Source organism: Lacipirellula parvula (genome assembly GCF_009177095.1).
GTDB classification, from domain to species: domain Bacteria; phylum Planctomycetota; class Planctomycetia; order Pirellulales; family Lacipirellulaceae; genus Lacipirellula; species Lacipirellula parvula.
On the sequence record NZ_AP021861.1, the window covers coordinates 5,901,272 to 5,927,139 of the forward strand.

A 25,868-nucleotide genomic window follows, 5' to 3' on the forward strand; every position below is an offset into this window, starting at 1 on the left:
CCGTGCGCCGCAGGGTCGTCGTCGTGGCCTAAGTCGTACCGCGATTGCTTCTTAGAAGTTTGCGGCCGGTGAGCGGGGGCGGTAGAGTGGCGCCGTGATTCCCTTTCATCGAACCACACCACATTCATTCCGCCATTATGTCCCGTTATTTCATTGCAGGCAATTTCTGGCTCGTAGCGGCGTTGCTCATCTTCATTGGGAAGCGTTACGAACGATCTGAGCCAACGATGTACACTGTGTTCGGCGTCGGTCGATATTTTAGTGAAGGCGAGTACACGACCCTCACGCTGGGCACGCTCGCGATAGCAGTTGCTTTTTTTACCGCGGCAGTAGTGTCCTCGCGCCGCCCGCAGGGATGAGCCGCTAGCTGGCAAGTTTCACTTTCTGCAGCTGCTTGATCTGCGTCTCCTGACGAATCGCCTCGGCTGCATCAATGACCAGTCTGGCGAATCCTTGCGTTTGAATCGCTGCTTTGTAATGCTCGGCGTCGGCGAACATCCGGGCGATACCGAGAAGCTCGTCGTGAACGCGCGCGGCAGTGTTCAGAAGATCGTTGTCGTTCATGGCAATGGCAGCAGTCCCAAAGAGAGAGCGTCGGACGATCAAGTGACCGCCCGACGCCCAATGATGCCAATGGCAGTGAGCCGCAAACTGCAGAAAGTCTCGGCGATTCAACCTTGCCGCGGTGTCGGAGGTCTAGGCAATGCAATTGGTAGGCCGAAGTGTTGTGACCTATACGATGCCGTACAGGCAACGCGGAGGGTGAAGCGGTGGCGGGGCATATCAGCCGTTTAGGCTCAACACCTTCGTCGCTGAGCTTGCCGAGCCACCCGATTGCACGCTCCGGCCAACGCCGCAATACAACCTAGCAGAACCGACATCGAGGGCTCTGGCACGACCGCTCCTTCAGGAGCCGCTTTTACGTTGCGCTGCCACACCAGAAAGTCATTTCCATCGGTGTCGAGATCTCCGTCCGCGTCGGCCAAAGAGTCTACACCGAAGGAAGCTTTCCATTGGTTCAAGTCAGTACCATCAACAATTCCATCGCGTGTGAAGTCACCGATCGCCGGCGGGTGATGTGCGGAAAGAAATGAAGTACTGAAGGCGCCCGCGCGGGCGCTATCCCAGGCCATCTCCGCCGCATGGCCGAGATAATCGATGCTGACAACTAACGCAGCTGGTCTGAATTCAAATGAGACACTGTCGTGCAACTGGCTATTAGTGTTGGGGCCTACTAACGAGTAATAAGTGTCTAGAACCTTGTCGACATGCTGAAACGATTCGGCAACCGTGATATAGGATTCGTCGCTGAGCGACGTGCCTCCCAAGTGCGCAGATGCGCCGACGAACCTTTTCCCTGAAATAATCGAGGCAGGAGTCAGTTGCACATGAAATCCAACTGACGCGTCTGATGATGCGCCACCACGACGATCGTCGAACGCGCCGACCACCTTGACCCCGAACGCGCCATTTTGGTCGCGGAACCCGAATATGCCGACATTCTGTGGCAACGGCATGTCTTCCGTTCGTGCATAGGAGAAATCTGAGATGAGTAAATCTCCGACGATGATACCCTCTGTGCTACTTATCCCAATAAGGTCGGACAAGCGAACATCAAACCATGTACTTGAATCTTCGGGTTCGGGAGTTAGGTCGACGAATCCACCATGCGCAGTAGTGCAACTGACGACGAACATGGCTGAGAAGATGGCGATGTATCGGAGAGTAGAGGCCATGGCAAGCTAACCACCTGGACTGGCTGTGAGGCAATTAAGCTAATCTGGTCTGGCCTCATGCGAATTGCAAGCGTTGGCGGGAATCGGTCGCACAGATTGAGCGCTGGCGTCCAAACCCGTAGATACCGCCTTGGCCGCGGAGTCGACCGCCGCGATTCTGCGCCTTCGGCCTGCGCAGCTGCTGCGATTCTCGGCGCCGACTAACCTGTGCCCTCAGTCTGACTAGGGCGGAGAACCCGCGGTGCTCCGCGTGTGCATGGCGCTCGCACTCAATTGCTCAGGAACGTCTCAGGCCGCAGGCACGTTAGCACCGTCGCACCAGTCATGAGGTTGAGCGTCACATAGACAACGAACGCCTGAATAATTTGGCCTCTGTACGGAACCGAGATCTGTGATCCACGCACTGGCTTTGGCTCGCCAACCGTTATTTCGCCAAGTTGTTCGCCATCGAGCGTCGCAAGATACGTCATTGCTCCACTCTGAACTCGGAGCGGTGCAATTGCAACAGAGGGATCGCCAATGATTTGTAAGCTCATGGGTCGTAAAAGTTGACGGTCTACAAGTAGTTTCCGTCCGAATCAGCGCGGGCGTCGGGAACGCGCGAATATCTTTGACAATTGAACCATTAGCCCCGCCGGAGCGACTCGCAAACCCAGGCGGGGCGAGTCCAAAGCGACGTCGGGCGGCGCCATAACGGTTGAATTTCGACGCACACATGCAATGGCATCGCCGATAGTCGTGATGCGGAGCGCGTCATTGCCTGAGATCGCAACGTCAAAGTCCTGTTCTAGGTCGCAAACGATCTCGACAAGATCGAGAGAGTCGACTGTCAGGTCACCAGCGAATGAGCTGGCCAGAGAAACGCGACTTAGAGGTTGATAACCAATCAGCGTCAGACGAGTCTGAAACCATTCAAGTATGGCATCACATGCGCCGCAGCATTGGTCAGCGGTCAGTGTTGCTGCAGCGGCGCCACAGACCGGGCAATCTAACTGGTTCGTGACGACTTCTTGTCGAAGCATTAAAGGTGCTCGAGCATAGTCGCGTCCTGCGATCTAGATCAAGTGACGCTAACTTGCGTTACTTCCGAACTGCATGACTTGCCCCGCACTGAGCAGGATCAGTTACCTGATATTGTGTCCAGCGAATGATACCCAGTGTTGTGCGGAGAGTCTTTTTTATTTGCAGCCGTGATGGAATTTCGCGGCCATTCACAAGATGAAGGAAGTCGACACTCGTGCACTTTGCGCGGCGTTATCAGTGCTATCGCGGGGCGCTGATGCCTAGGCGATGCCGACGATCGAGTTCGACGACGAAGAGTTGGTCACCGGGACCTGAACCCGGCTGTTTTGCCAATTCAATTGCCCCTCGGAATTAGCGAATCTGGCGAGGCGCTCGTTTTTGGCTTAGTCCAGAGCTCCCGCCTGATATCACGGGTAGACTGGCTCATCACACCCCACTCTTCGGAGAGTAGCCATGTCCCTGAGCATCCGCGATTTCAAAGTCTACATGCCGGCGAAGGATTTCAGCCTGTCGAAGAAGTTCTATTCCGCTTTGGGCTTCACACAGTCAGAAGGATGGGGAGGCACGGCAGACTTCGCGCTGAACGGCTTCCGATTTCGCCTGCAAGACTTCTACGTCAAAGACTGGGCCGAGAACTTCATGGTCGTCATTAATGTCGACGATGCCGAAGAGTGGCGGGCGCGGGCGTTGGAGTTGGAAGCTACCGGGGAGTTCTCCGGCATGTCCGTGCGACCTCTGGAGAAAACCGGCGACACGGTGCTGTTTCACGTCCTTGACCCGACTGGCGTCCTGCTCATCTTCGTTCAGTAGCGAGCGACCTTCGCACCGACGCCACGCAATGGGCCAGGCGGAGAGCAGCCGACGCCCTCGGCCCTCGCCGCTTGAGAATGTGTGCATGGCGTCCAGTCGACCAGCGTGGCATGCCGCTGCGGGCCATACGCTGTGCTGAACTGACGCTAGCTAGGCCTACAACGCAATTTCGTCGGAGCGAATGCTCGGCACAGAAATCGCATCCGCACAGCTGTGCTTACTATACACCCGAATCACCGGGCCGAACGGATGGGGCCGCATATGGCGATCGAAAATAAAAGCACGCACGCGTCGTGCTCCAAGTGCGGTGCGATCTACACCCTAAAATCAGTTCCTGCTCACTACCCCGACCGCCAAACGCTAACATGTCGCCGCTGCCAAGCGGTCGTCTTCACCGCCTCTTCAATTGAGTCCTACTGGATTGAACCTCGCGTCGAGGACCTCGATCGATGAACTCCCTTCGATACGCTATGGCGATTGCCTGCTTCGCGGCGAGCGTAGCGTGCTTGGTTCTGTGGGGCAGGAGCTACTGGTACTTTGAAACTTGGTCTCGACTGTCAAGTACGGGCGTACTTTTAAGAATGGAAGACTGCGTGGGATCCGGGCGGGTAAGCCTCTACGACCTGCCAGGCTTCGCTCCAGGTTGGGGATACCACTCGTCAGCTGCATTTGACTCTTCCGTGTATTTCAATATCGACACGGAAGGCGCGTTTGGCTTTCACCAGACCCCGGCAGCGGAGATGCACTTTCCCCTCTGGTATCCTGCCCTCGTCTTCGCACTCGCCGCCCTCTCGGCGGTGCGTCTCGGCCGCCGGTTCACGCTGCGGTCGGCATTGGTGGGAACGAGCGTCGTTGCTGCGTTACTGGGGATGGTGGTGGCGTTGTAGTCGCATGAAAAAGCCCCCGTCGCGCACCGGCACGACGGGGGCGAATTCAAATGCTACTTTTCTGGCTCAACGACGTTGACCTTGCCGGTCCAGGTCACTTCATTGCCGTCACCGCCGTTGGGCGTGTACTTGATCGTAAGTTTGGCTTCGCCAGCTTTCTTTGGCTTAAACAGCACCCATGTATAGCCGCCGCCCATCATGTCTTCGCCTTTCTCGTTGGTGCGAATTCCTTGGACGCGCCCGAGCCGCTGCAATACGCCCTCTGGCTCGGTCTCCACTTTCTTGAACTTCGTGGGTCGGCTGCCAGTGTCGTCGACTTGCAGAATCAGCAGGCCGCCAACGTTAATTTCCTTGGCTGGCGGATCGCTCTTAGCGGCCCCCTCTGGGCTAACAACGGGCATGATGATGGAGTGACCGTTGAAAGCGGCCATACCGCCGCCGTCTGCGGCGTGTTCGGCTACTTCCGCGCCAACTGCTACGCCCGCTTCTGCAGCCTTCCGCAGACGCTCGCGGCGTTGCGTGTTCTGCGCGGAAGCCCGGTTCACGGCAGCAACGAGGCCTACGACCACTAAGCCCGCTACAACTACATTCCTTCGTAACATGGTTTCGCCTCCCTAAAAGGTGCGACGCCAAAGCGGCGTTCGCGAGGCGATAGTGTACACGATTGGCCGATGGGAAATGCGGCGGTTTAGTGTTGTCACGTCAGCATCGCCGATGCCTCGCAGAAAAAGAGAGCGGCGACCGGCGTTGATGAGCTTGCCAGTCGCCGCTCCTGATGGCGGGAACGCCCGACTCGACCCGGTAATGAGCGGGCCGGGGAATCGTTGCGTCGGTCCGCATTGTGGCGGAAGCAGCCCCCCCGCTTCAAGTATAAGGCAGAAATGAAGACGCTTTGACAATCGGCAATCAGGTTCGGTCGCACCTATTGGCACGCATTTAGCGTAGTTTCACGGAGGCAAACCAGCGGCCAAGCGTTCCGCCCTCGCCGTTGCTGCCCGCGACGCGGGGCGGAATGCTAGGTCGATAAACAAACGGGGGAAAAATGAACGCTGCTGTCGCTGCCTACGCGGTCCCACGAATCTTCGCCGAGCTTCCCTATACGCACTCGTGGCTCAAGATTTGTCAGCATGCCGAGCGACTTGACCGCGCTGAGATCACCGAGTTCGATACGAACGTTGAAGGTACTTGGCTGCGTTTTTTCTACCGCGATTACATCTTCTCAATCGGCGAGCGCGGCGCGCGCGTCCAACTAACGGTAAATGACGCCGACTGCCCTACCGACGTGATGCTTGAGGTGAACGAACATTTCGCGGCACTACTCGCGCCGCACCTGCGGCATTGCTAGAACGCCAAGCCTGAGCGGCGGCCCGCTGAGTCTCTGACTGGGGCGGCGGGTCGCCGCCAGTTTATTACTATGACTTTTCGCCGTCGACCTCACCAGGAATACCGAGAGGCAGCAACGTTCGGGCTACCGGTACACGACGAAGAACATTCGGAGCGCGAGCCTACAATCGAAGTAAGCAACCATGACGACGACCGACAATCAAAGGCGGGAGACCTTCAAACTTGAAGGGATGAAGTACGACATTGTCGTTCAGCAGCAGGCTAGCGGTGACTTCGCAGGCGAATGGTATTGTTCAGCGTGCGACCGTGGCGACGTGTGCCCGGTGCGGCAGCCGTCCGAGAAATCGCTGCGACAGTGGACCCGACACTGCATCGCCATTCATCACGCACTTGAGCACATGGAAGAGTAAGGGGGATGCACAATGCCACGCGGCGACAAATCTAAGTACACGGACAAGCAGAAGCGCAAAGCGGAGCACCTCGCCGAGAGCTACGAAGAGCGCGGCGACTCAGCGAAGACCGCGAAGCGCAAAGCCTGGGCGACTGTCAACAAAGACAGTGGCGGCGGCAATAAGAGCGGATCAGGCAGAGGCAAGCCTGACACAAACGAGTCAGCTAAGAAAGGCGGGCGCAAGGGCGGCGCGGCTACGGCTAAGAAGTCTGCTAAAAAGAAGACCGCCAAGAAGAAGGCTGCAAAGAAGGCAACGAAGAAGAAGTCGCCCAAGAAGAAGGCCGCGAAGAAGAAGCCAGCCAAGGGGAAAGGTACGAAACGCAAGGCTAGCAAGAAGTCCTCGTGATAAATTAGCCCCGTGTCGAAGCTGGTTCTTCGAGAGAGGGACTAGTAGACCGGGGCCATTTTATGCGCCGACCACTTCGCGCTCCGTCCTCCTGCGCCTTGCAATCTCACTCGACGGAGACTGCCGTTTTGTTTCGAATGCAGGTGACGCCCACGGCGAGTCCGCATACGATTTGAGACTTCGCTAATGACACATCGCGAGTTTGGAACATGGACTCCTGCATCATTCAGCAAACGTCGCACGCAACGCACAACGGCACCAAGGGGTTTCCTGAAATTGTCGGCATGCTGACTTCTGCAGGCGTTGAATATTACTTCGTTGATTACGCTGCGATGGCCACCACCTTCTACGGAGAAGGATGCGTCGTTAATTCCCCGATCCCTTATGAAGACATGCCGACAATTGCTGACGACCTCCAGGTCGACGAAGTGAGAGCGGCCATTCTCGATAGTCAGCGGCATGGCCAATCACATCGTGACTTTTCGCGACGTGTCATGGTGGCAGGCGTGCAAGGATACTTCGCTTTCTTGCGAGGCCAGCGAATAACTTATCTTGGCAGGCAAGGCGACCAGCATACCGAATGGTTTCCGGGCGCGGGGCCGTCGAAATAGATGCAAAAAGAAAGGCAGGCGGCAATTCTTCCTGCAAGCCTGGCGACGTGCCTCAGCGAAACCGCTGCATCCGGATCGCCGCCGGCCAAACATCCGACGAGATTGCCTCGCCCCGCCGACGTCGCGAATCGCGCGGGGCGCTTTTTATTTAGTCCGCACAGGACTGGAACAGCTCAGCGCAAGTCGCGTCCCCAACTTGTGATAGTGCGACCTCATCAGTCCAGGAATGCGTCAGGCGGTGCAATCCGCATCGACGATCAGCGTTACGACTTCGCAAACGCGGTGGCTTGGTCAAGGAACTCGAGCTTGAACAGATCGTAGAAGACTTTTTTGGCAGCCTCACCGACTGCTTTGCAGGCCTCCGCGGGCGCGAAGACGTGTGCTCTTGACTGGTGCGCGCCGTACAATTCGACCCATTTATCTACGGGAATGAAATGCTCCAACGTATGAGGTTCCAGCTGCCCTGGAGCCTCAATCCACATTTGCTTTGCTTCCGTCATGCCTGGCGGCTGCGGAACATCCAGCCAAACCTTATGAATCGGACACGGCTTGCTTGCTACTTCCCATATGCGCTTTGCGATCTCGCGTCGAATCCTCACTTTCTCCTGCGTATTACCTGCTAGGGTTGCCACCCCTGCGTACAGGTGGTGGGGACTTTCGCCTGCTTCGTTGTGCATGCTCGGTGGAACCGTGTTGCGAGCAATTACCAATGCTTTCTTCCATATCCGACGCTCTCGGATATCGGTGATTAGCGATTTGATGTCATCGTCGTTACAGAGTTCAGGTATCAGAAGCCTGTCATCGGTAAGCCGAAGGAAGTCGACACACGACGTTAGCGTACTACCGCCGACTTTTGCGCCGCGCTCGGTCGCTAATAAAAAAATCGCCCACAGCATGCAGTCGACAGCTCTCACTTTGTGATGATGGTACATCCCGGTGAAGAGCAGCATCTTGTTGAACATCACTTGCGTAAGCGGCGACAACCCGGACAGATGGCCAGCGATGCGTGTTTGCGACTCGCCATCAAAGTTTGCAGTTAGGATTCGGATTGAATGGAAAAGACGGTCCAAATCGACGTGCATCTTCAGGCCACTGAACATCCCGTCGCGCGGCATATAGTCGAGCTTATCCGCGTCGAATGGGCCATGAACGATTTCGCTCATGAACACTTCGCTAGCATCCGTCGTGCCCGTGATCAGTTGTGCTATCTTATCGCAGTTTAATTTTCGCTTGCGTTTTGAGTTAATTCCGCTGACGAAGTTCTGGAATGCAGGCGATTGAACTATCAGTGCAGACAGTATCTCGCCGCCGCCGCTTTGCGAGTACTCAGGATGATCCCGCTGGAATTGCTCCATGTCGGGAAGCGAAGAATAGAATTGTTCGCTCGTGTGCGAGAAAGGGCCATGCCCCGTATCGTGGAGCAGCGCCGCATACCTTACATTGTCTTCGCAACTTGCATCGACACGACCTTCATCGAGCGCAGACGCTTTCAGTGCTGCACACAGTCGCCCGCTCTGGCACAAAACGCCGAGCGAGTGTTCGAATCGCGTATGGTGTGCAGAGGGATAGGTAAGGTATACCGCACCAGTTTGATGCAGATACCTGAGCCGTTGCAGAAGAGGCGTGTCTAAGAGGGCAACCTCGTAGGGCGTTAATTTAAACGTACCCCACAGCGCATCATGAATTATCTTGTGGCTCGCATACGTATCAATCCACGCGACCGTATCGGTGGGCAAATGATCAGCTACAAAAGCGTCAATCTGCTCCTTTAACGGCTGCATCTTTTGATCCAAATGCCTTTTTTAAGCGATCAGCAATAGATTCAACGGCCTTCTGCTGATCGGTCCCTAAAGACGAGAAAATCTGCTGCCCAAATGGGCCAGCCAAATGGGGAGATGTACGGAAATAAGTTTGAGCAGCATTCTCGCGGACGATCGACCCCGCCTGATCCAGTAGTTGCAGCGTGCCCGATAAGACTTCAGAAACGTGATAGTGGCGATGCCAGGCGAATGACTTGAAACGGCCTCCAAACTCTAAGGCGGCTTCATTAAATACCCTCGCGAAAGCGAGGTTGTCGACCATTCGAATTTCCCGGCCAACCTTGTAAAGCGTCGCCATCAGGAGAGTTTCAGGAGTCGCCTGCTCCATTGTGACCATGACCTTCTCCTTAAATGCCGTGGACATAGATGGGGATTGTGGTTTACCGCTGGGCGCGTGTCAAGTGCCGCTAAGAACCTTGGGGCTGTCCTCGTTGCCATCAGCAACAAGCATACCGCGCTACTACGCTCTCAGCCTCAATTCGGCAGACCAGGGCCTTCTATTTATATAGACTGCGGTTGAACTCGTTAAGTTCACCTAGGGTCAACCGCACATCCGATAGAGCGGGCGGGATGGAGGGAGTTTTCTAAATACCACGAGTTTTACGGGCCGAAAAGGATCGGCTAACCCAGCACGGCTGCGGTAGTTTCGCAGCCATACAGGTCCGGTCGCGTTCATAATGTCGTCCACCGAGACCGTTACAACGCCATCGCACAGCCGAAAATTGGCCGCCGCGAGGCGGTACTGGACATCCACGTTGGTGATACGGGCATTGCCCCCGAACTCGATCGCGATGGCGGTGACGTCCAAATCCTCGCCTGGATAGACCAGCCGGTTGTCTTGGCCTCCAAACGATCGCCACGGCGAAAAACGGGAGACGTACAGGGGCGGCAAGCCGTTATTGCCGTTTCCATCCACCCCGTACTCGTAGACGTGATGTGGAGAGTCGGTAACTAACGTCAGGTACGGTGCGACTGCAGCACCACGCCCACTGTTCCGGATAGAGATCGTCGCTAAGTACTGGTAAATGGTTTTCCCACCTGCCTCTCTAGAGCCGTTGCGCTTAACGGTTGCCACAACGCTCAATAATGGCTTGGCTCGGCGTCCGAACATATCTTCGATGTCGAAGTGCTCCATCTTGATGAAGCTCTCGCCGCTACGCTTGTAGTAACGATCCTCGGTCAGCTTGGCCATGTGCGGCCCCGAGTCGCTAGCCGGAACGTAGGTTGCGACAACACCACTTGCGCCGTTTTCTGGGATGGCTTTATGGACCACGCCGTCTACCACTGGATTGGCAGCCTGCGCAGTGAGTTCGTTGAGCCGAGCGACCGCGGCGGTCACGTTGGGTAGTGCAACAATCTTCTGAGCCACGTCAGGTCCGTCGCCGACCTTGCGGGCGTCAACTCCCCAGATACACACACCACCATCGGAGTTCGCGAAACCACTGATCACCTTAGCCAGGTTCTTCCTATCGTCAGCGGAAGTGAACGGCCCTGCTGCTTGCTTGAAGTCGAGGTGTAGATTCTCCTCCTGAACTCCAAGCATGCCCTGGATCTTAGCGAGGTCGAGTGCGTCGAAGTCTGCCTTGTTCATACCAAAAGCCTCGGAATTGGTTTCCGGCAATGGTGACGCCTTGGCAACCAATTCGCAAGCAGTCGACGAAGGACACGAACAGGCGGGCGCAACACTCGACGACGATTCTACTTGCGTCGCATGGCAAAGGTGCGCGATGCATTAGCCGGTGCGAAATTACCAATCATTCGAACTCAAGTAGCGGTTAACGAGCGAATCCTCGAAGTACTCGTTGACCGCTATTGGGCTCTTCAAGCTATCGATGAGTCTCGATAGCCCCGTCTCAGTTACGAACTCGATATGCGACAGCGTCATTGCCAGTATCTCATCTTTATGCTTCCACCGAAGTGGAGCGGAGACGAAGAATGAGATCGCTTCCGAGAGTGTTGGTGCGCCCAATGCCGAACCATGCTCGTCGTAATTGATCGCCCAAAGTCTTCCGTCGGGAACAACTAAGACTGGCATCACGAACGTGAAGATTGGGCTCTCTTCAAGGTTAGCCTCGCTCGATACTGCTAGATCGCTTGATGACGCGATTGCTTGAGCCCATTTTGAGTATACGTCCCCATCTGACGCATTGAATGCGGAACCGTTCCGTGCAACTTGCATGAGATTCTTGCCGGTCGGTCGGTCCTCGCGGTACTTCGTTTCTCGCGGATAGAAACGTAGCACTCTCGCAGTCCTATTGGTGGTTGCAACGACATCGTGAAAGCTTTCATTGCGGGCGCGAGGAACACATTGAATTAACAGTGGGTAGTGGTCGCGTACATTTTTGCATTCGATAGCCAGGCGGAACAGAAATGGACACCGACGGTAGTGACGTTCCTGCGGCCGAATTTGCACTCGAAGGTCGAACTGACGCGACAAGCCGGTTACCGGATCAATGTACGTTCCACCGTGCAGTGGATCGAGTGACTTAGAAGTCAGTAGTCTACGGATCTTCATCTCAAATCCGAAGTCCGATTCATTAGCGACGAACTCTTCAAGGTCCGCTTGGGTGATCGGCTCTTTTGGCATCGGGATCACTCTGCTTCGTCAGCGGGAGGCGGGGTAATTTCACCGGGGACGTACTCATCATCGCCGAGTGTTACGTCTAGAATCAAATTGAACGCGGGCTCGCCTCGCGATACCCTTCCCGCGTTCATTTGAGTGTGGCGAACGAATGAATCCTTACCGCAGCGGATTGTTGGAACGGGATCTGACGCCATGACTGGCTCCTGGGTACGCTCAGCCGAAAGATCACCAATCTCGTCCCTCCGCATGCAGATTGCAAGCTTTTCGGAAAATCGGTCGCACAGGATCGAGCGTGCTGCGTTGCGAGCGGCTGACGTGGCACCGAGTCGGATTCCGCCAAAGCGCCTCACTGAGGCCCTGGGAGCGTCCTGATGTCGATCGCGATTTTCAAGGCTCTCTGAGCCTTCCCGAGGGCGTATCGTTGGCACGCGTCGCGAATCACGTAGAGGTTTTCGAGCGAGAGAGTATCAGCCGTTGCGGGGTTCAGAACGACCGCCTTCGCTTGCGCGAGCAGTTCCCTATCGTCGAATGTATCGCAGAGAACGTTGCGTCCTGTGATTTGAATCCGGCGGGGGTGGTCGTTTCGCTGCATTGGCCTCATGGTGTCAATCGACTTTCTCTGCGTTCCAAACAAGCGTAGCGGTGTCCTTGACCGGCCAGTAGAGCACAATTCGCCCCCCTGATTCATATCGTTCCACTTCGACCGCGATCGGCGCGGCACTCTCTCGCGTGTCAGTGTAGATCCACGCCTCGCCGATCTGCCAGGCGAATGCGTTGGGCAGGCGGGTCATTCGATCTTCTCGCTCCGGCGATGTTCGATCTCTTTGACGGCCTTCGCCGCTTCGGCGTCGTTGGCGGCGATAGCCTTTAGTTCCCTGAACAGCGCCTCCCCATCAGAGTCGAGAAACGTATCGCCGCGAACTTTGAGACGCTGGCGAACTTCGTCGAGGGCCTGATTGGAGCTGGCCATAAGGGACTCGCTGGCGGCTAGTGCGGATAGGGAGTGTACAGCCACTCAACTATGCAAGCGGCGCGCCGATGTAGTTATCGCTCGGAGACGACCCAGATAGCGACCGTCCGGGGTTGTTACTGCAGTTGGAATGCATCTCCAGCGCAAGCGTCCGGAGTTGCGCGAGTGACCATGCTTTCGGCGGAGTCAATCTGGCTTCAAGCGTGCCGGGAGCAGCGGTGGCATTCAAAAAGCAGCGGGTATTGTAAGCAACGCTGCTCACGTGGCTCACGCGTCGCCGACTGGACCAAATGGGCCCTCGAACGGATCGAGATCATCCGCTTCTGACTTCGCCCAGTGGGTCCAAGCTTCGAACGACTTATCTGATTGCCACTGTAGAGTGCCAGCCGCGTGACGTTCCTCTGCGGCTGCCCGGTCAAGAGTCGCTGCGGGCGCTGTTCGGCAACGTTGAGATAAGGGGCCATCCAGCTATCACGTTCAACCACTCAAGGAAGATGTCACTGGTGAAGCCCACTTCACCAGCACTAGGGAAGCGTAGTTCACCAGCACTGGTGAAGTTTCCTGCGCGCCACTGGTGAAGCGTACTTCCCCCATCCCAGAAGGGACCAGAAGGGCTGTCGCCGCTTGAGGCGGCGACGCCTGCAGAAGTGAAGAAAATGCCGCCCCTCCCGACCAGTCTCAACAAGATGATCAAACCGAGATTCCAACTCCTGATCGAAGCCGAGCCGCAAGCCGACGATCCCGACGGCAACCGGCGACTCCGCTTCGCACTCAAAGCCATGCTCCGCCGCCTCGGACTCAGGTGCGTCACTATCACCCCAGCAGAAACCCAAAACACTCAACCCAACCAAGAACGCCATGAACGCCAAGACTGATACCAACGTCGCTCATCGCATCGAGCAACTGCTCGCACGCGTCGCTGGAGTTCGGAGGGGAACTGAATGCGACCGCCCTGTGAAGTTCGACCGTCGCGGTCAGGCTCATGCCCAGCAAGTGGCGGAGGCTGAGCGGACCGCGAATGCGAGATCGATCTCACCAAGGAATCGTGAGGGATGAGAGGTGGGAGGGTTAGTTTCCGGGACCTACCACGTTCAGTCACCAACCACCGCATTTCCATGCCTCACCCATCAACGACCGCCCGGCCACCTGCCCCTCAGCACCGCACCGCGCCTACTGATGCAGAGCGATACCGCAGCACGCTCAAGCCAGGCAGCTTCATACGCGACATCCGCCAACGTTTAGTCCCAATCGGAACCGAACCACCGACCAAACCCCGGCGATTCATCAGAGCCACGCCGAAAGCGCTGCACGTAGCGGTGCGATCCGTCCCCTCCCCCTGCCCGGCTCACGAATGCAGCCGTCATCGAAGCACAACACGACGTCGATGGCAAAGGCTCGCCGCTCGACTCGCAGCACAGCTCGTAGCGTTGGCTCAGCAGTTTTCACCCAGAAAAGGGTCCCCTTGCCCAGTTTGCCAATCTTTTGGATCCCCATGCCCACCCTTTGGACCAGGTTCATATGGTATTAGTCCCGCCTTCCCCAGACCCCATTCCCGAAAACTCTCAAACCGCCTGCAAGCATTGCCAACGCCTATTCACGCCGCGATACGAGCGTGGCCGACCGCAACTGCACTGCAGCGACGAATGCCGCCTTGCTCATCGCCGAGCCACCGGCGGCCAGGCCTTGGCATCATGGCGGTAATCGATACGGAGGCTGGGAGTCTGATTTTCTTCCGCCTGATCTTTCTGGTTCGGCAAGCGCCGGCGCGGTCGGCCTTGCGACTGCCGGCTGGGAGCCGGATTTCTATCCGGCTGATTTAGAGCACTTGGCGCCAAGTCCCCCCGACGACTTCGACTACATCCGCGGCGACCTCTCGCAGCTGGCGGGCTGGAGCAACGCCACGCCGGAACTTCAGGCGAGCATGCGCGAACTGCAGGAAGGGATGCGATTGGCCGCGTCTGTCGCCGATCGCGCTAGCGGTGGGCTGTCAGACAATAATCCGTCGCGTCGCAACGCGATCAATCCATCCGTCGCTAAGCCACCTCTCTCCGTCCCATTTGTTAATCAGCCGAAATTTGAGCCGCTGAGCGACTTCGATCTCCACTCGGCCAACAACCCGTTAAATCCATTTCGGGTTAGCAATCAAGCGGAGTGGGCGAGAGAACCTGAGGCCGCGCTACCGGATATCTCTGGTCCTCTGCAGCACTGGAATCTCAGCGGCTACGTCGATCCGCAACTGAAGAACCCGCCGTCGATGGACTTGCCGAAGGCGATGCTGACGCCTCCGGAGGTACGGGCGTCCACGCTACCTGACATCCGTGCAAGGAATGCCGGCGCTGCGATCGAGTTCGGTATCGCCGCAGAAGAAAATCGGCAGGCCGAAGAAGCGTTCCATACCCCGGAGCCGTCCTCTCAAAAGGACCAGTGGGCTCGAGGGTGGCATCGCGCGCGGTATTACAACAGCCTCCCACTGCCGATCAACACCGACGTTCTAGCCGCCCCCGAGATGCTCGCGAGATACCGCGAGATCAACGAACTGGCGACCGGTGCGCCGCTGCTCGACACTCCGCCTGCCGATCGGGAGATTGCCCAGACCTACATCGACTCGCAGCGAAAGCTCATGGAGGCGAGCGGGATCGACGACCCCGTCCGCTACGTCGCCGAGCGTGAATCCACTCAGGGGCCTCAGAATGTTGTAACGCGCAACCTGTCTGCTGCTCTTAGCGCCGCCAAGGGCACGGCGCAGAACGTCGCCTCCTACTACCTCGATCCGCACGACGACTTCGGCACTGGGCAACAAACTCGCCTGCGGGGCAACCGCGCAGCGTGGCAGGAAGTGGTGGAAGATGCCAAGGACGAGAAGTCCGCACTCCCCAATTGGGCCAACGAGACGGCGCGCGGCGTTTCTCGTGCGGCTCCACAACTGATCGCTGCAGCCGGCGTCGGCGCCGCTACCAAGAATCCAGCTCTTGGGTGGGCCGCCATGCTTGGTCCGTCGAGCGCCGAGACGTTTCAGGTTGCTCGGTCGAACGGAGCCTCTACTGCGCAGGCGGCAGGATACGCTGCAACTACCGCAGCGCTAGAGTATCTCAGTGGCAAGATCGGCGGCAAGGTCGCCAGTAAGCTCGGCCTAAAGACGTTCGAGGAACTGGCGTTCGACGTCGGGAAGAAGAGCGCCGCCAAGTCACTCAATCCGCTCATGGGGGCTGTCGGCGGTTCGTTGATTGAAGGCGGAGAGGAGATCACAGCGAGCTTCGGGCAGGAAGTCGCCGAGTATGTCACCGGTCTGGATGAGAAGATTGTCGATGAATCCACACCGGAAGCCCTCGCTATGTCGTTTGCAGTTGACGCCTGCGCAATCGGCGAACGTACAGCCTGCTGTGAGGCCGAATGTTCGCGCTAAAGTCTCGCCGGCAGTTACCGCACCGCAAGCGAGCAACGCGGCGCCAATTGCCTCGCCGGTGAGCGACGTTGGCGCGGAGTCAGACATCGTCAAGGCGATGTACACCGGCAACTACCTGCCGTACCAGTTCCGCAAGGAAGACCTGCGGAAGATGCTGCAACTACCGGACGGGGCGGCGCGCGTGGAGTTGTGGCAGCGGTTGAATGGGGAGGCGATCGAGCAGACCACTGCAGCTAGGGATCAATCTGCGCCGCCGTAGTTCGTCAGACCGAACGTGGATGGCAGGCAGGTGATACAGGTGCAGTTGCGGTGACGGTGCAAGATAGCGGAGTTCAGGGATGAAGACGCCGCACCCCGATCCGACTGAGGCTGAGATCGCAGAGCTGTGCGAAGAGATTCGTCGCGGCTGGAGTCCAGCGGAGCATCGGAAGCGGATGGCGTGGGCCATCACTGATCCGGTGGTTGTCGCGGAAGTAGAAGTTGACGAGCCGGGCGAATAGCCTAGCTAGCTCTTTGACAATTCGGTGTAGCCCGCGCCGCGCGAGTAGCGTCCCGGCGCGGGCTTTGTACAAGCGGCAAGAATTCGGCAAGTTCATCCGAGCGAGAAGGCCTTATGTGCATAAATAAGCGAGCCAAATCCACATGTTTGATGCCGCAGCATGCAGCTGCTACGATATGCCCCAAGAACAACAAACCAGTGCCAGGATGGACCTCCTTCATGACACGCATTCCTCTTCGCCTTCTCGTCGTAGCTGTCGTCTGCTTTGTCGCGATGCTCGGCAACGCCTTAGCAGAGGTGAGCGTGCGCGGGTACACCCGGAAGGATGGGACCTATGTAAGGCCGCACTACCGCTCTGATCCTGACGGAAATTTCTGGAACAACTGGTCAACGATTGGGAATATTAACCCTCACACCGGTGAGCGAGGCACAAAACGAAGTCCGCCCGCCGGTTACGGCGGCGGTAGCTACACGAGTCGCACTCAATATTCCGAAGACGGCAAGATGTCTTACGCTCCTTCGGTTGAGCCCGTGGCGCCGGTAAAGAGTCCAGAACAGTGGGCCGTCGAGCGCGAAGCAGCCAAGTTAAAGAAGAAAAAGCGAGATGAATCATCTCGCCAAGATGTATCTGCTCAGCTTCTTGCACGTGGCGTCGAGATGGACTGGCAACAGCACACGAGCTTCGAACTTTACAATGCGAAATACCGCGTAGGAATGGCCGACACGCTCAGAGAAGAAGGAGTGCCTGTCGAGTGGAAGAATCTCTCAGCGATAGAGCTGAACGAGATGAAGAATCGCGTCCAGCTCAGTAAGAAGATTAAGCAGTACGGCATAGATGTTGACTGGGAGGAGTACACGGCTGAAGAGCTTCACGACATGATCGGTCGCATTAAGCTGGCAAAGTACATTCGAGAAGTTAGTCCAAGCAAGAAGCGAGTGGACTGGCGCAAGTTCAATGCGAATGAGCTCTCGCGGATGAGCCTTGAGAAATAGTCAGCCGCCGCACTGCCCACAAGCTTTCCCTTCGCTCGCCGAGCAAGCCCGGCCACTCTTCGTGTTGTGATACCATCGGCAACCGGAATTGTGACGCACGTTGCCGTTGGTGTTAAGCCAATGCGCCAGTGATGAAGTGGCAGGCGTCGATGGTGTCAGTGACATTGGCCGTGGCGTCGGCTTCGCTGCCGCCGCGAAGTCGAATTCTCGGACTGGTTCCGCTTCAGCCTCAACTGGCTCTGCACTGCCACCTAGCAACATGCCAAGCCTTAACCCCGCCGCAACCACGCGGTAGCGCGCATGCTCGCCGCTTGCCTTAAGATAGGACGCCGGCAGCCGAATCTTGGCCAACTCGCCCGGCTGTCGAGTTGCTTCAAGTATCTCAGGACAGTAAGCGAATTCTTTCGCGAGCTTGTGGCTTTCCTGTAGCCACAATCCAGCGTCGCCCGGCTCAACCTTCCATAACTCAGGGCGCGCCTTGAGTTCGGCAATCTCCCGCTTTAAGTCGTTGGCGCGATGCTGTCGCCCCAGCAAGTTATCCCAGAGCGAATGTAAGTTGTCGCCCTGTACTAGCGGTATCGAGTTGCCGCCGCGGTCGCCATCGGGAAACCGCTCCGAGAAGAGCGCAGTTGAGTGCATCGGCTGATGCAAGTCGCCAACCAAGTGAAACAGCCAACTGTAGGCCAGCGCCTTCTGGCTTGGCGTTGCATCGCTCGCGATTACCTTGCGGCAGTACGCGATGGCTTGAATGATGTTCCACTCTTCGGCTTTGCCGACAGGCTTCGAAACGAAATTGAAGCCTCTCTCACGTCCAATGGCGATATTGACGTAGTGCCAAGTTGGCATATCAAAGCCGGCCTTGCCCCTCGCAATATCAGGCCATACAGCAGCCTGCTGGAATATCCAGCGATTCTCGTCGACATCAGAGGGCATCTGCTTGGCGAAATCATCATCAAACCGCGGGTGGCGCCGGAGCGTTCTTACTATTTCAGCGCGTGATTGCTCATTCAACTGCTGCCAAGCAATGTCAGCAATCACTTTGTGGCCAAGTGCGTTCCAGGCCGCAGCGTTGGCGGTTGATAGGAGCAGAATGGCAAGTGTGAGGAGGTTACGCATCCCGGTACTATACTTTCGCGTGTCGCGAAATGCGATTGCGGCGGTTAGACGGAGCGGCATGGCCACTGCAGCAATCATCGTCGCAGTTCCGCTGATTTGCCTGTGGGGAGCACTGTGCGTGCTCTCGCTAGTCCCGGCGATATTCAGCAGGAGGAGGGCGCAACCGCTCAAGTCACCTCCCCCGCCACCCGACGGTCATGTCGGCTTAACTTGGCGGGATCTAACTTACTGGCTCCTCTGGTTCTTTCTCTGGCCGATGCTGCTCGCCGTTCAAATTGACGCTTGGCGCAATGGCAGCTAACCCCGCCCGGAATCCGGCGGCTAGGTCTGCTTTCGCTGGCGAGTGGCGGGGGTAGAATGCGGGGATGAGCAGTTCACCGATCTTTCTCGACTTATATGGAATCTGGGATGGCAGCCGATCGCTAACAATTTCGCAGTCGCCTTGCATCGCTCGCCTCAGCTTCGACTTTGAAGGTGCTGGTCGCGAGCTGACGATCGTGAACCCATCGAGCTACTTAGAGGTCGCAAACTTCCTGGACGGCGAATGCTGCCGCATTGCGGTCTTCAATCGCAACGCTGAAGACGGCAACTTCCTAGAGTTCGGCCGCTTTCGTGTCGAGTTCCATACCGAGGACAATCTACTCACTCAGTTTGAGGCAGATGCAGTTACATTTGAGGACCGAGTTTAACAATTCCCCGCCCGTCGCCAGCGGATATAGTGGGTGCATGAAGCAGCGATTCCGAATAAGTCTTAGGCGACTACTAGCTGCTGTTACGATGGCTGCGATCGGATGCTCTATCGTGGCGACGCCGCGTCCAACTCACTTGTCCGGATCGTTACTTGATGCAGCTGATTTCATTCAGTTTGGGGTTGGGTATTCGACCCCGTTTGTCGTGCTGTCGATACTGTTTGGCAGACCTCTGCTATTTCTTGGGCTCGCCGTCAGTATTTTCTTCGTGGCAGTGCTGCTCCTTCCCCTCTTTCTTTAGAAGTTTGCGGCCGGGGAGCGGGGGCGGTAGAGTGGCGGCGTCACAAGAGCCCCGCGTGCGACTAGTGCTATGACTAGCAGGCTTGATACTCTTCGCGTTCTAGCGTCACTGAAAACTCAGCGACAGCTGGTCGTTGACGGAACTCGCGATGAATACCTGCTGCCCGGCGAGTTGCTGAACGACGCGGCGTCATTAGTCGATCTCGTCGAGTCGAAAAGCATCGTTCGTGATCTGACCGCCGAGCAGATCACAGCTATCCTAGAGTTCGGCACAATCCTTCGCCAAAATGCCGGGAAGATCAACGACGGTAGCAATGAGTTCTTGATTGAGCAGGACAAACACTGGCAAGCGATACGCCTCGCCGCCCAGCGTTGCTTCGCCGCCCTGACAGGCGAAGACGTGGAACAGCGACCTCACGCCGCCTGCGCCGCCCGCAGGGATGAGCAGGGCCTTTACGCCGTAGGGTGCGCAGTTGTCGCACTCGTTGCTATTGGGCTCGAAAGCATCGAGCAGCGCGCGAACGCAATGTGAACGGATGCCTTAGTCCTGGGTTAGGCGTCCGCTTGTCGTCGAGCTTTGCATAGTAGCAAGCCCGCTGTACCGCCAATGAATGAACCTAAGGGGAATACATACGGCTTCTAACCTTCCATCGCCGCATCAATTGCTTGACTCTCTTGGTAATTGGAAGCGACTGCAACCCCGGCATGCAACTTGACGTAGATCATCATTACCAGAATCACAGCAACGATTCCAAGCAACGCGCCATAGGTCATATGGCGCCATAAGGACACCGGTAGCAGAAAGTTCAGCGTGCAGAATGTAGAGAGCAGTATGAATGCAGCGAATTCTGCGCGGATTTGCGTGAACATCAGGACTGCGGCTAGTGAAGCCGTATAGAACATCAACGATCTAATCGACCATCGCATGGTGAAGCGGGGGTGGGGCATGGTCATTGTCCGCTATCTTCATCGCTTTCGGGCGGGCAATAAGTCTCGACATACACCTTTTCAGCTTCAGGAAATAGAGATTCGATCTCTCGCTCGTACTCTGTGTCACCACCTTCGTAGGGTGGCCCGACACCCCAGATTTCCGAATAGCCATGTTCGCCGAAAAGAGAGAGTATTCCGGGAGCTCGTACTGCTGGATCTGGCTCGGCCATGAACGCGCCTCGTGCTAGGCAGTCTCGGCGTTCCTGGAGCCAGTTCATCTGGTGCCACATAAAAAGCGAGAGCAACGTCATAGCCGCGAGAAGCACTCGCAGAGCATAGCGAGGCAGCCAGCGGTACTTGGTTCCAACGCTCAGCTGCCTAATCTCGCCCCTCCCCATGCAATTTGCAAGCGTTGGCGGAAATCGGTCGCACAGATTGAGCAGTGACGCGTCCGCGGCAGTTGAGTTCGACGACGAGGCGGCGGTCGGCGATCGGTGAGGCCTGGCGCCAACCGTTGGGACATTAGGGCGAGTGGTAGGAATCGACGATTCCGTGGCGCGGCTGTCAGCTTGCTGAATCGGGCCTCACGGAAACGCGAAACTGTACCACTCGGGGCTTTCGGGCCCGATCTTTGGCAACTCGGTGTAGCCCGCGCCGCGCGAGTAGCGTCCCGGCGCGGGCGGCGACAACTCTCAAGTGCACGCAATGCTGTCGCGCCCAGAACTCAATAAAAGCCATTTTATTTAGAGAAAAACGGCCTGGTTTCGTCTCAGCATAGACACCTTAAGTCATTAACTAGTCAGGGTATATCGCGTCGCGAGATGGCCCTGTGACAAGCCCCAATGCCATTGCCCATAATCAACCGCACAATTATCTTCGCGACTTTGTTGGAACGGTCTAGAATCGTTTGAAAGGGAAGTCAAATGGTATACTTGACAAAAACCGCTGCTAGACTAACTTGGCTGCTGCAGATAATTGGAGTCGCATTAGTTGCCTTTTCCTACGCTCGCATTATCTCGATTGGAGACGAGAATGCCGCTTCATCTTGTTTGTTGATGGCGATGGCGGGCGTAGCAATTTGCTTAGTCTCTCTCGCGGCGTGGTGCATTGCACCTGCATTGCCGAGGACCGAGAAGTCCACTTTTAAGGAGTAAGCTAGGTGCCGACACACGAAGCAGCTTCTCGCTCACGAGATGTTGCCGTGTGGCTCACACTTTGCCTTATCAGTGAAGCGCTCCCTGTCTTCTTAGTCTTAGTCTTCCATCTAGTTGGAGATTCCCCACGAACGCTGAGGGAAATTCTGGGCTACACGAGCCTGACGATGCTAGCAGTCGCGATTCTCGCGGCATCGTTGTGCGACCTAGTCATGGAACGGCATTACCATCGTCTCGGGCGGATGCAGATCCTTCTGCTTTTCGCGGCGGGAATGGTCGCATATACCGTGATTGCGGTGGCGATGCGGCTTGAACTCAACGAGTACCGAGTCCAAGGGTCGCAGTTTAAATTAGAAAAAATTCAAATACACATATGGGGCATTGAGATTCTGCTGATTGTCGCTATATTCTGTGCGGCTGCTTTCGCTAAAGCGTGGATGCTCGCGCAGCCTGATGACGATGGCACAGGAGCCCTCTCATGGCAAACCCCGCCTCAGCCCGCTCAAGGTCCGACTCAGGGCAACCCGCCAGGCCGCGAACTGAGCGGGGCAAAGATGCCGCCTCAGAAAGGTTCGAGACGGTCAAGACGGTCGAGACGTTCGGAAGGTCCGAACATTCCGAGGTGAACGCACGGAAGCAGTCTTCGCGTCTCGTGCCAGTTTGTGTTGCAGCCGCAATTGTCGGTTTAATGTGCGTCGGAATGGCTGTTCCGGCCGCATTATTCCGGGCATCGTCGGCGGAAGAATTTGCCGCTGTGCACCAGAAATCGCTAGCGGAGTGCGAAAAAGAACTCGCTGGGCTGAGGACAGAGAAAGACGACGCAAAGGCAGAGTTGGCACGAGCACAGTTCACTCATCAGTCGCAATTGATTGCGGTTAGCAATGCTTACACGTCGGCTCTTGCGGAACTCAACGCGCTGCGCGTTTCACGAAGTGGTTTGCAACATGCGAACGGACGCCCAACGCCCGCGCTCGTGGATGATGGCGTGAGGCCGGCGATCTACGAGAGCCCGCGAGTGGAGCACAAGTCCGCTAAGCCTGTGTTGGACCCGGTCAAGAATGCACCGACACCGAGACCGCTATCGGACTCGCCGGATGAAGTGCGGACTGCGAATCGTTCCAATTCCGAAAAGGCCGGCCCCGTTGCCGATCGAACGCCGTTGCTACAGGGAATCGTATTCGCTCACGATGGTGTTTGGTGGTTCCAGAAGTCGGATGGCTCCTGGCACTTCCATAGCGGCGGCAAATGGCATCGTGTTCGTGCACCCAAGATTACCAGTGCGGCTGCAGCTGTAGCAGCACTCAAGTCGAACGCATCCGGTGAGCGGCACTCAGCGGGCTTTCGCGGCGTTACAGCTGAAGCAATGAGCAGTGCGGGCGGAGGTGTTCAATCGCAGGCGATCGGAGGACCTGTTCGAACAGGTCAACGTTGTTGCGACAAGTGCGATCGACCAGTCCAGCTCTGTGGTTGTCCTTAGAGACAAATGTTGAGACGGCGCGATCGATTGAATCTAGATCTTGACGCAAGGCTCGGATAATCGCGCAGTGCATCGCTAGAACAGCGTTCCGATCGGCTCGACCTCGAGCGACCCGTCCGCCAACGGCCGCATCAACTCATCGAGCGGCCCGCGCTCTTTGATCTCCGGATTGAGCCAGCGAGCGTACTCGGCTTCGGTCTGCAGGATGACCGGCATGCGGTGGTGACCGACGCTGCGAACCTCTTCGTTCGGCTCCGTGGTTAGCAGCGTGCAGGTGTAGATCTCGCCGTCGTCGCCGTGCCACGTCTCCCAAAGGCCGGCGAAGGCGAATGGCCGCTGGTCTGCGAAGCTGAAGTAGTGTTTCTTCTCTTCGAACTTCTCAGCCGGCAGTAGGCAGCGGCGAGTCTTGAACGCAGAGCGGTACGTTGGCTTCGTGTCGACCGTCTCACTGCGAGCGTTGAAGCATTGGCGTTGGAACGCCGCACGCTTGGGCTGCTTGTCTGAGGGCTTCCACCACGTCGGCAAGAACCCCCACTCGCAGACGTCGAGACCCCGCTCGCCGTCGTCGCCGAGGCGGATGACCGGGACCTGCTTGAGGGGGTAGAACCCGCCGCCGGGGATGCTGCTAAGGGCGATCTGGCGCAGGTTCGAGCGGATGCTACCGTCCAACAGATTGAACAGCTGCTGCAAGTGCCGCTCACGACCCAGAGGGCCGTCGCCCAGCGTTTGGGCATATGCACGGATACGGTGTTGGCCGTGTCAAGAGGGCTTCACTACCAGCAGCTTTCTTCATTCGGAAAGTCCGTCCGCATTTGCCAAGGCACGCCAAGGCCTCAAACTAAAACCCGCAATCCTACACTCAAGCAAATCTACCGCTACTGCGAGGAGATTCGTGGGACGTGGAGCCCACAGGAAATGGAGCAAAGATACTGTGGCCCAAATTATTGGACGGTGCCAACCTCTCGCACGCACTCCGAGGCCGCATAGTGGACGCCGCGAAATGCCACTGAGACTGCCATCGAGACGACGCTAGTGCAACGTTCTTTGGATACTCCGTGCTCTGCGGCGGGAATTCGCCTTGCACAACCGGGTTGATTCAGCAAAATGATGTTCGTCAGCGCTTCGCTGGCCCGTGCCTAAGAAACACGGTCAATGAGTGGAGACAGTGCGATGATAGCAACATCAGGCCGAAGGCCCGCGCGCGTAGGTTGTCATTCAAGCTTTGATCCGGATAGCCGGGGAGCGAGATGGCGACGGGGGATCCACTCCCCTTTCTTACTGCGTTCGCGGGCCTTCGGCCTTTTAGAGCGCCGTCGGATTGTCGCAGCGCCCAGCCGGGGCGTTGGCCCACTGGGCGTCTCTTCTATGCCGGCAGCGCCATGGAAGGACTCTCATGGCCGCATCTCTTTTCCCGGCGAGTCATCGCCCCGTCGTGTCGTGGTTCATCCGCACCCATGAGTCGCTGAGCATTCGCTGGCATCGATCTCGGCAACGCAAGCGAAGTACTATCTGCCCAATCTGCAGCCCGCAGCTTGAGCAGCAAGCCGCCCAGCTATTGAACGCCGGCTTCTATCAAGCCTCGGTAGCGTCGAATCGCCTGCGGCTCGAGCTGATCGCCGTCGCGTACTACAAGGAAGTCGTCCGGGCGTTGCACAAGAAGGAAACCTCTCGCGAGCGAATCGGCTTCGGTTGGGTCGTCGATCAATTGCTGGAGTTCGAAGAGGTCATCCACGTCATCCGAATTCCGTCGCGTCCTTCGTGCCGTAGTGGTTCTCTCCCTTTCGTTTCTTAGAGGTCTTACGAGCGAGTGGCTTCGGCGAGAGTTGCACTCGCACCGCCTCGATTAAAAGTCGAGTATGCTGCTGTTGACACCACGAAGCCTTTTGTGGCTCGCGATGTCATGTTTATTTTCTTGACTCATGCGACGTTCCCTTCTGGAGTGGTAGCCCTGCGAATCGAACGCAGCGCCACGCGCTTATCAGACGCGTTTGAGCGACCAGCTCTCGACTACCTGAGGAGGGTTCAGGTGTTAGGGTTCAGAGTTCAGGAAATGCACAGAAAACTCTTCCTTCCTGAACCCTGAACCCCGACCACTGAACCCTCCAAACGCCCTGTGGGGGATTCGAACCCACCCTCTGCGGCTTGAAAGGCCGCCATCCTCAGGCCAATAGACGAACAGGGCTTGTTAACAATCGCTTGCTTCGTTTCTGCAGTTCGTTATGCGTGCGCGCACCGTGAGCGCAGAGTGGGCTGGGAGGCGCTCGAATCCTCGTCTGCGGTTCTTCAGACCGCCGCTAGACCGTCTCAGCTACCAGCCCGCGAGTTGCCGTGGGAGCATCCGTGCGCCGCGAGCCAACGAAAAAGGCCCGGCGTCGCAGCGACGCCGGGCCTTGTGGCTCTATCAAAAGAGTTGGCCAAGCGTCAGCAATGCCCTTTACCGGCGAGCGCGTATTGGGACCGTTCGTTCGGCTGTTCGCCAAACGTCGGGCCGACGATATTCGCCGCGAGCATCGAAAGGTGTTGACTGGGCCGTAACATGGAAAGCATTTCTCCTATCCGAACTATACCCGATAAAGTCGAAGGGCGTCGTTCTGATAGATATAGATGTCGGTTATTGGCGAAAGTTCGCGCACTTTTCTTGCGAATGTCAGAAAAAGTTCGCACCAAGCAGCCGCCGGTCAACGACCGGCCGGAGTGACGATCGCAAAGCCTGTCCGATCAACAA

General features: G+C 57.1%; 29 protein-coding genes and 3 tRNA genes. 14 read left to right on the forward strand and 18 right to left on the reverse strand.

What is annotated here, in order from left to right; genetic code table 11:
• Positions 1–363: 363 nt before the first annotated feature.
• The 4 genes from PLANPX_RS23115 to PLANPX_RS23130 form a co-directional block, all read right to left on the reverse strand.
• Positions 364–564, reverse strand: coding sequence for a hypothetical protein (locus PLANPX_RS23115; protein WP_152101003.1), 201 nt, complete (start codon positions 562–564; stop codon positions 364–366).
• Between the two features lie 233 nt (positions 565–797).
• Complete coding sequence (locus PLANPX_RS23120; RefSeq protein ID WP_152101004.1) at positions 798–1,736, reverse strand: hypothetical protein; 939 nt, start codon at positions 1,734–1,736, stop codon at positions 798–800.
• A gap of 269 nt (positions 1,737–2,005) precedes the next feature.
• Positions 2,006–2,206, reverse strand: coding sequence for a hypothetical protein (locus tag PLANPX_RS23125; RefSeq protein ID WP_152101005.1), 201 nt, complete (start codon positions 2,204–2,206; stop codon positions 2,006–2,008).
• A 108-nt stretch (positions 2,207–2,314) separates the two neighbouring features.
• Positions 2,315–2,758 (reverse strand): acyl carrier protein, encoded by a 444-nt coding sequence (locus PLANPX_RS23130; RefSeq protein ID WP_152101006.1) that lies wholly within the window; start codon positions 2,756–2,758, stop codon positions 2,315–2,317.
• 454 nt (positions 2,759–3,212) lie between these two features.
• Here PLANPX_RS23130 and PLANPX_RS23135 point away from each other — a divergent pair, with 454 nt between their 5' ends.
• Positions 3,213–3,569: a hypothetical protein gene (locus PLANPX_RS23135; RefSeq protein ID WP_152101007.1), complete on the forward strand. Its 357-nt coding sequence runs from the start codon at positions 3,213–3,215 to the stop codon at positions 3,567–3,569.
• A 680-nt stretch (positions 3,570–4,249) separates the two neighbouring features.
• Positions 4,250–4,456, forward strand: coding sequence for a hypothetical protein (locus PLANPX_RS23140; protein WP_152101008.1), 207 nt, complete (start codon positions 4,250–4,252; stop codon positions 4,454–4,456).
• Between the two features lie 53 nt (positions 4,457–4,509).
• On the opposite strand, the gene PLANPX_RS23145 is transcribed toward PLANPX_RS23140, so the two are convergent.
• Positions 4,510–4,857, reverse strand: coding sequence for a hypothetical protein (locus PLANPX_RS23145; protein WP_152101009.1), 348 nt, complete (start codon positions 4,855–4,857; stop codon positions 4,510–4,512).
• Between the two features lie 9 nt (positions 4,858–4,866).
• Here PLANPX_RS23145 and PLANPX_RS27540 point away from each other — a divergent pair, with 9 nt between their 5' ends.
• The 5 genes from PLANPX_RS27540 (at position 4,867) to PLANPX_RS23165 (ending at position 7,208) form a co-directional block, all read left to right on the forward strand.
• On the forward strand, positions 4,867–5,028 hold the full coding sequence (locus tag PLANPX_RS27540; RefSeq protein WP_172992270.1) for a hypothetical protein: 162 nt from the start codon (positions 4,867–4,869) through the stop codon (positions 5,026–5,028).
• Between the two features lie 470 nt (positions 5,029–5,498).
• Positions 5,499–5,801, forward strand: a complete 303-nt coding sequence (locus tag PLANPX_RS23150) for a hypothetical protein (RefSeq protein ID WP_152101010.1) — start codon at positions 5,499–5,501, stop codon at positions 5,799–5,801.
• Between the two features lie 181 nt (positions 5,802–5,982).
• Complete coding sequence (locus PLANPX_RS23155) at positions 5,983–6,210, forward strand: hypothetical protein (RefSeq protein ID WP_152101011.1); 228 nt, start codon at positions 5,983–5,985, stop codon at positions 6,208–6,210.
• Between the two features lie 12 nt (positions 6,211–6,222).
• Positions 6,223–6,597 (forward strand): plasmid stabilization protein, encoded by a 375-nt coding sequence (locus PLANPX_RS23160; RefSeq protein ID WP_152101012.1) that lies wholly within the window; start codon positions 6,223–6,225, stop codon positions 6,595–6,597.
• 209 nt (positions 6,598–6,806) lie between these two features.
• The gene (locus PLANPX_RS23165) at positions 6,807–7,208 is read left to right on the forward strand and encodes a DUF1398 domain-containing protein (RefSeq protein WP_152101013.1); all 402 of its coding nucleotides are present in this window, start codon (positions 6,807–6,809) and stop codon (positions 7,206–7,208) included.
• Positions 7,209–7,471: 263 nt separating this feature from the next.
• Here the strand turns inward: PLANPX_RS23165 and PLANPX_RS23170 are convergent, their stop codons facing one another.
• The 6 genes from PLANPX_RS23170 to PLANPX_RS23195 form a co-directional block, all read right to left on the reverse strand.
• Positions 7,472–8,989: an HD domain-containing protein gene (locus PLANPX_RS23170; RefSeq protein WP_152101014.1), complete on the reverse strand. Its 1,518-nt coding sequence runs from the start codon at positions 8,987–8,989 to the stop codon at positions 7,472–7,474.
• On the reverse strand, positions 8,964–9,392 hold the full coding sequence (locus tag PLANPX_RS23175) for a hypothetical protein (protein ID WP_152101015.1): 429 nt from the start codon (positions 9,390–9,392) through the stop codon (positions 8,964–8,966). Before PLANPX_RS23175 ends, PLANPX_RS23170 begins: the two co-directional genes overlap by 26 nt.
• Positions 9,393–9,569: 177 nt before the next feature.
• Positions 9,570–10,619 carry a helix-turn-helix domain-containing protein gene (locus PLANPX_RS23180; RefSeq protein ID WP_152101016.1) on the reverse strand — a complete coding sequence of 350 codons (1,050 nt, stop codon included), beginning with the start codon at positions 10,617–10,619 and terminating at the stop codon, positions 9,570–9,572.
• A gap of 156 nt (positions 10,620–10,775) precedes the next feature.
• Positions 10,776–11,615 (reverse strand): hypothetical protein, encoded by an 840-nt coding sequence (locus PLANPX_RS23185; protein WP_152101017.1) that lies wholly within the window; start codon positions 11,613–11,615, stop codon positions 10,776–10,778.
• A gap of 602 nt (positions 11,616–12,217) precedes the next feature.
• The gene (locus PLANPX_RS23190; protein WP_152101018.1) at positions 12,218–12,403 is read right to left on the reverse strand and encodes a hypothetical protein; all 186 of its coding nucleotides are present in this window, start codon (positions 12,401–12,403) and stop codon (positions 12,218–12,220) included.
• The gene (locus tag PLANPX_RS23195) at positions 12,400–12,582 is read right to left on the reverse strand and encodes a hypothetical protein (RefSeq protein ID WP_152101019.1); all 183 of its coding nucleotides are present in this window, start codon (positions 12,580–12,582) and stop codon (positions 12,400–12,402) included. Before PLANPX_RS23195 ends, PLANPX_RS23190 begins: the two co-directional genes overlap by 4 nt.
• A gap of 1,612 nt (positions 12,583–14,194) precedes the next feature.
• Between PLANPX_RS23195 and PLANPX_RS23200 the strand changes: the two genes are divergently transcribed.
• The 4 genes from PLANPX_RS23200 to PLANPX_RS23210 all read left to right on the forward strand — a co-directional run bounded on the left by PLANPX_RS23200 (position 14,195) and on the right by PLANPX_RS23210 (position 17,477).
• Positions 14,195–15,985 (forward strand): hypothetical protein, encoded by a 1,791-nt coding sequence (locus PLANPX_RS23200; RefSeq protein ID WP_152101020.1) that lies wholly within the window; start codon positions 14,195–14,197, stop codon positions 15,983–15,985.
• The gene (locus PLANPX_RS23205; RefSeq protein ID WP_152101021.1) at positions 15,963–16,244 is read left to right on the forward strand and encodes a hypothetical protein; all 282 of its coding nucleotides are present in this window, start codon (positions 15,963–15,965) and stop codon (positions 16,242–16,244) included. The genes PLANPX_RS23200 and PLANPX_RS23205 overlap by 23 nt, the downstream gene beginning before the upstream one ends.
• A 79-nt stretch (positions 16,245–16,323) precedes the next feature.
• Positions 16,324–16,485 carry a hypothetical protein gene (locus PLANPX_RS27545; protein ID WP_172992271.1) on the forward strand — a complete coding sequence of 54 codons (162 nt, stop codon included), beginning with the start codon at positions 16,324–16,326 and terminating at the stop codon, positions 16,483–16,485.
• Positions 16,486–16,703: 218 nt separating this feature from the next.
• Positions 16,704–17,477: a hypothetical protein gene (locus tag PLANPX_RS23210; RefSeq protein ID WP_152101022.1), complete on the forward strand. Its 774-nt coding sequence runs from the start codon at positions 16,704–16,706 to the stop codon at positions 17,475–17,477.
• Here PLANPX_RS23210 and PLANPX_RS23215 read toward each other — a convergent pair whose 3' ends face one another.
• Positions 17,478–18,593 carry a S1/P1 nuclease gene (locus PLANPX_RS23215; protein ID WP_232536224.1) on the reverse strand — a complete coding sequence of 372 codons (1,116 nt, stop codon included), beginning with the start codon at positions 18,591–18,593 and terminating at the stop codon, positions 17,478–17,480.
• A gap of 365 nt (positions 18,594–18,958) precedes the next feature.
• Between PLANPX_RS23215 and PLANPX_RS23220 the strand changes: the two genes are divergently transcribed.
• The gene (locus PLANPX_RS23220; protein ID WP_152101024.1) at positions 18,959–19,282 is read left to right on the forward strand and encodes a hypothetical protein; all 324 of its coding nucleotides are present in this window, start codon (positions 18,959–18,961) and stop codon (positions 19,280–19,282) included.
• 472 nt (positions 19,283–19,754) lie between these two features.
• Positions 19,755–20,114 (forward strand): hypothetical protein, encoded by a 360-nt coding sequence (locus tag PLANPX_RS23225; RefSeq protein WP_152101025.1) that lies wholly within the window; start codon positions 19,755–19,757, stop codon positions 20,112–20,114.
• Positions 20,115–20,221: 107 nt separating this feature from the next.
• On the opposite strand, the gene PLANPX_RS23230 is transcribed toward PLANPX_RS23225, so the two are convergent.
• The 3 genes from PLANPX_RS23230 to PLANPX_RS23240 form a co-directional block, all read right to left on the reverse strand.
• On the reverse strand, positions 20,222–20,536 hold the full coding sequence (locus PLANPX_RS23230) for a hypothetical protein (RefSeq protein ID WP_152101026.1): 315 nt from the start codon (positions 20,534–20,536) through the stop codon (positions 20,222–20,224).
• Positions 20,533–20,742 (reverse strand): hypothetical protein, encoded by a 210-nt coding sequence (locus PLANPX_RS23235; protein WP_152101027.1) that lies wholly within the window; start codon positions 20,740–20,742, stop codon positions 20,533–20,535. The genes PLANPX_RS23230 and PLANPX_RS23235 overlap by 4 nt, the downstream gene beginning before the upstream one ends.
• A 2,476-nt stretch (positions 20,743–23,218) precedes the next feature.
• A complete protein-coding gene (locus tag PLANPX_RS23240) occupies positions 23,219–23,833 on the reverse strand; it encodes an SOS response-associated peptidase (RefSeq protein ID WP_172992272.1) in 615 nt (204 codons plus the stop codon).
• Positions 23,834–24,536: 703 nt separating this feature from the next.
• Here PLANPX_RS23240 and PLANPX_RS23245 point away from each other — a divergent pair.
• Positions 24,537–24,935, forward strand: coding sequence for a hypothetical protein (locus PLANPX_RS23245; protein WP_152101029.1), 399 nt, complete (start codon positions 24,537–24,539; stop codon positions 24,933–24,935).
• A 16-nt stretch (positions 24,936–24,951) separates the two neighbouring features.
• On the opposite strand, the gene PLANPX_RS23250 is transcribed toward PLANPX_RS23245, so the two are convergent.
• The 3 genes from PLANPX_RS23250 to PLANPX_RS23260 form a co-directional block, all read right to left on the reverse strand.
• Positions 24,952–25,024: transfer RNA gene (locus PLANPX_RS23250), tRNA-Lys, on the reverse strand.
• Positions 25,025–25,250: 226 nt separating this feature from the next.
• Positions 25,251–25,325: transfer RNA gene (locus PLANPX_RS23255), tRNA-Glu, on the reverse strand.
• A 64-nt stretch (positions 25,326–25,389) separates the two neighbouring features.
• A tRNA-Phe gene (locus PLANPX_RS23260) sits at positions 25,390–25,461 on the reverse strand.
• Between the last annotated feature and the right edge of the window lie 407 nt (positions 25,462–25,868).

Coding starts and splice junctions, on each gene's coding strand:
- PLANPX_RS23125 (WP_152101005.1), bottom strand. CDS start 2,206: ATGACGTATCTTGCGACGCTCGATGGCGAACAACTTGGCGAAATAACG.
- PLANPX_RS23175 (WP_152101015.1), bottom strand. CDS start 9,392: ATGTCCACGGCATTTAAGGAGAAGGTCATGGTCACAATGGAGCAGGCG.
- PLANPX_RS23245 (WP_152101029.1), top strand. CDS start 24,537: ATGGCCGCATCTCTTTTCCCGGCGAGTCATCGCCCCGTCGTGTCGTGG.
- PLANPX_RS23160 (WP_152101012.1), top strand. CDS start 6,223: ATGCCACGCGGCGACAAATCTAAGTACACGGACAAGCAGAAGCGCAAA.
- PLANPX_RS23155 (WP_152101011.1), top strand. CDS start 5,983: ATGACGACGACCGACAATCAAAGGCGGGAGACCTTCAAACTTGAAGGG.
- PLANPX_RS23115 (WP_152101003.1), bottom strand. CDS start 564: ATGAACGACAACGATCTTCTGAACACTGCCGCGCGCGTTCACGACGAG.
- PLANPX_RS23180 (WP_152101016.1), bottom strand. CDS start 10,619: ATGAACAAGGCAGACTTCGACGCACTCGACCTCGCTAAGATCCAGGGC.
- PLANPX_RS23120 (WP_152101004.1), bottom strand. CDS start 1,736: ATGGCCTCTACTCTCCGATACATCGCCATCTTCTCAGCCATGTTCGTC.
- PLANPX_RS23150 (WP_152101010.1), top strand. CDS start 5,499: ATGAACGCTGCTGTCGCTGCCTACGCGGTCCCACGAATCTTCGCCGAG.
- PLANPX_RS23210 (WP_152101022.1), top strand. CDS start 16,704: ATGACACGCATTCCTCTTCGCCTTCTCGTCGTAGCTGTCGTCTGCTTT.
- PLANPX_RS23165 (WP_152101013.1), top strand. CDS start 6,807: ATGGACTCCTGCATCATTCAGCAAACGTCGCACGCAACGCACAACGGC.
- PLANPX_RS23190 (WP_152101018.1), bottom strand. CDS start 12,403: ATGACCCGCCTGCCCAACGCATTCGCCTGGCAGATCGGCGAGGCGTGG.
- PLANPX_RS23185 (WP_152101017.1), bottom strand. CDS start 11,615: ATGCCAAAAGAGCCGATCACCCAAGCGGACCTTGAAGAGTTCGTCGCT.
- PLANPX_RS27545 (WP_172992271.1), top strand. CDS start 16,324: ATGAAGACGCCGCACCCCGATCCGACTGAGGCTGAGATCGCAGAGCTG.
- PLANPX_RS23145 (WP_152101009.1), bottom strand. CDS start 4,857: ATGCCCGTTGTTAGCCCAGAGGGGGCCGCTAAGAGCGATCCGCCAGCC.
- PLANPX_RS23170 (WP_152101014.1), bottom strand. CDS start 8,989: ATGCAGCCGTTAAAGGAGCAGATTGACGCTTTTGTAGCTGATCATTTG.
- PLANPX_RS23230 (WP_152101026.1), bottom strand. CDS start 20,536: ATGACCATGCCCCACCCCCGCTTCACCATGCGATGGTCGATTAGATCG.
- PLANPX_RS23130 (WP_152101006.1), bottom strand. CDS start 2,758: ATGCTTCGACAAGAAGTCGTCACGAACCAGTTAGATTGCCCGGTCTGT.
- PLANPX_RS23235 (WP_152101027.1), bottom strand. CDS start 20,742: ATGGCCGAGCCAGATCCAGCAGTACGAGCTCCCGGAATACTCTCTCTT.
- PLANPX_RS23220 (WP_152101024.1), top strand. CDS start 18,959: ATGAGCAGTTCACCGATCTTTCTCGACTTATATGGAATCTGGGATGGC.
- PLANPX_RS23195 (WP_152101019.1), bottom strand. CDS start 12,582: ATGGCCAGCTCCAATCAGGCCCTCGACGAAGTTCGCCAGCGTCTCAAA.
- PLANPX_RS23135 (WP_152101007.1), top strand. CDS start 3,213: ATGTCCCTGAGCATCCGCGATTTCAAAGTCTACATGCCGGCGAAGGAT.
- PLANPX_RS23215 (WP_232536224.1), bottom strand. CDS start 18,593: ATGCGTAACCTCCTCACACTTGCCATTCTGCTCCTATCAACCGCCAAC.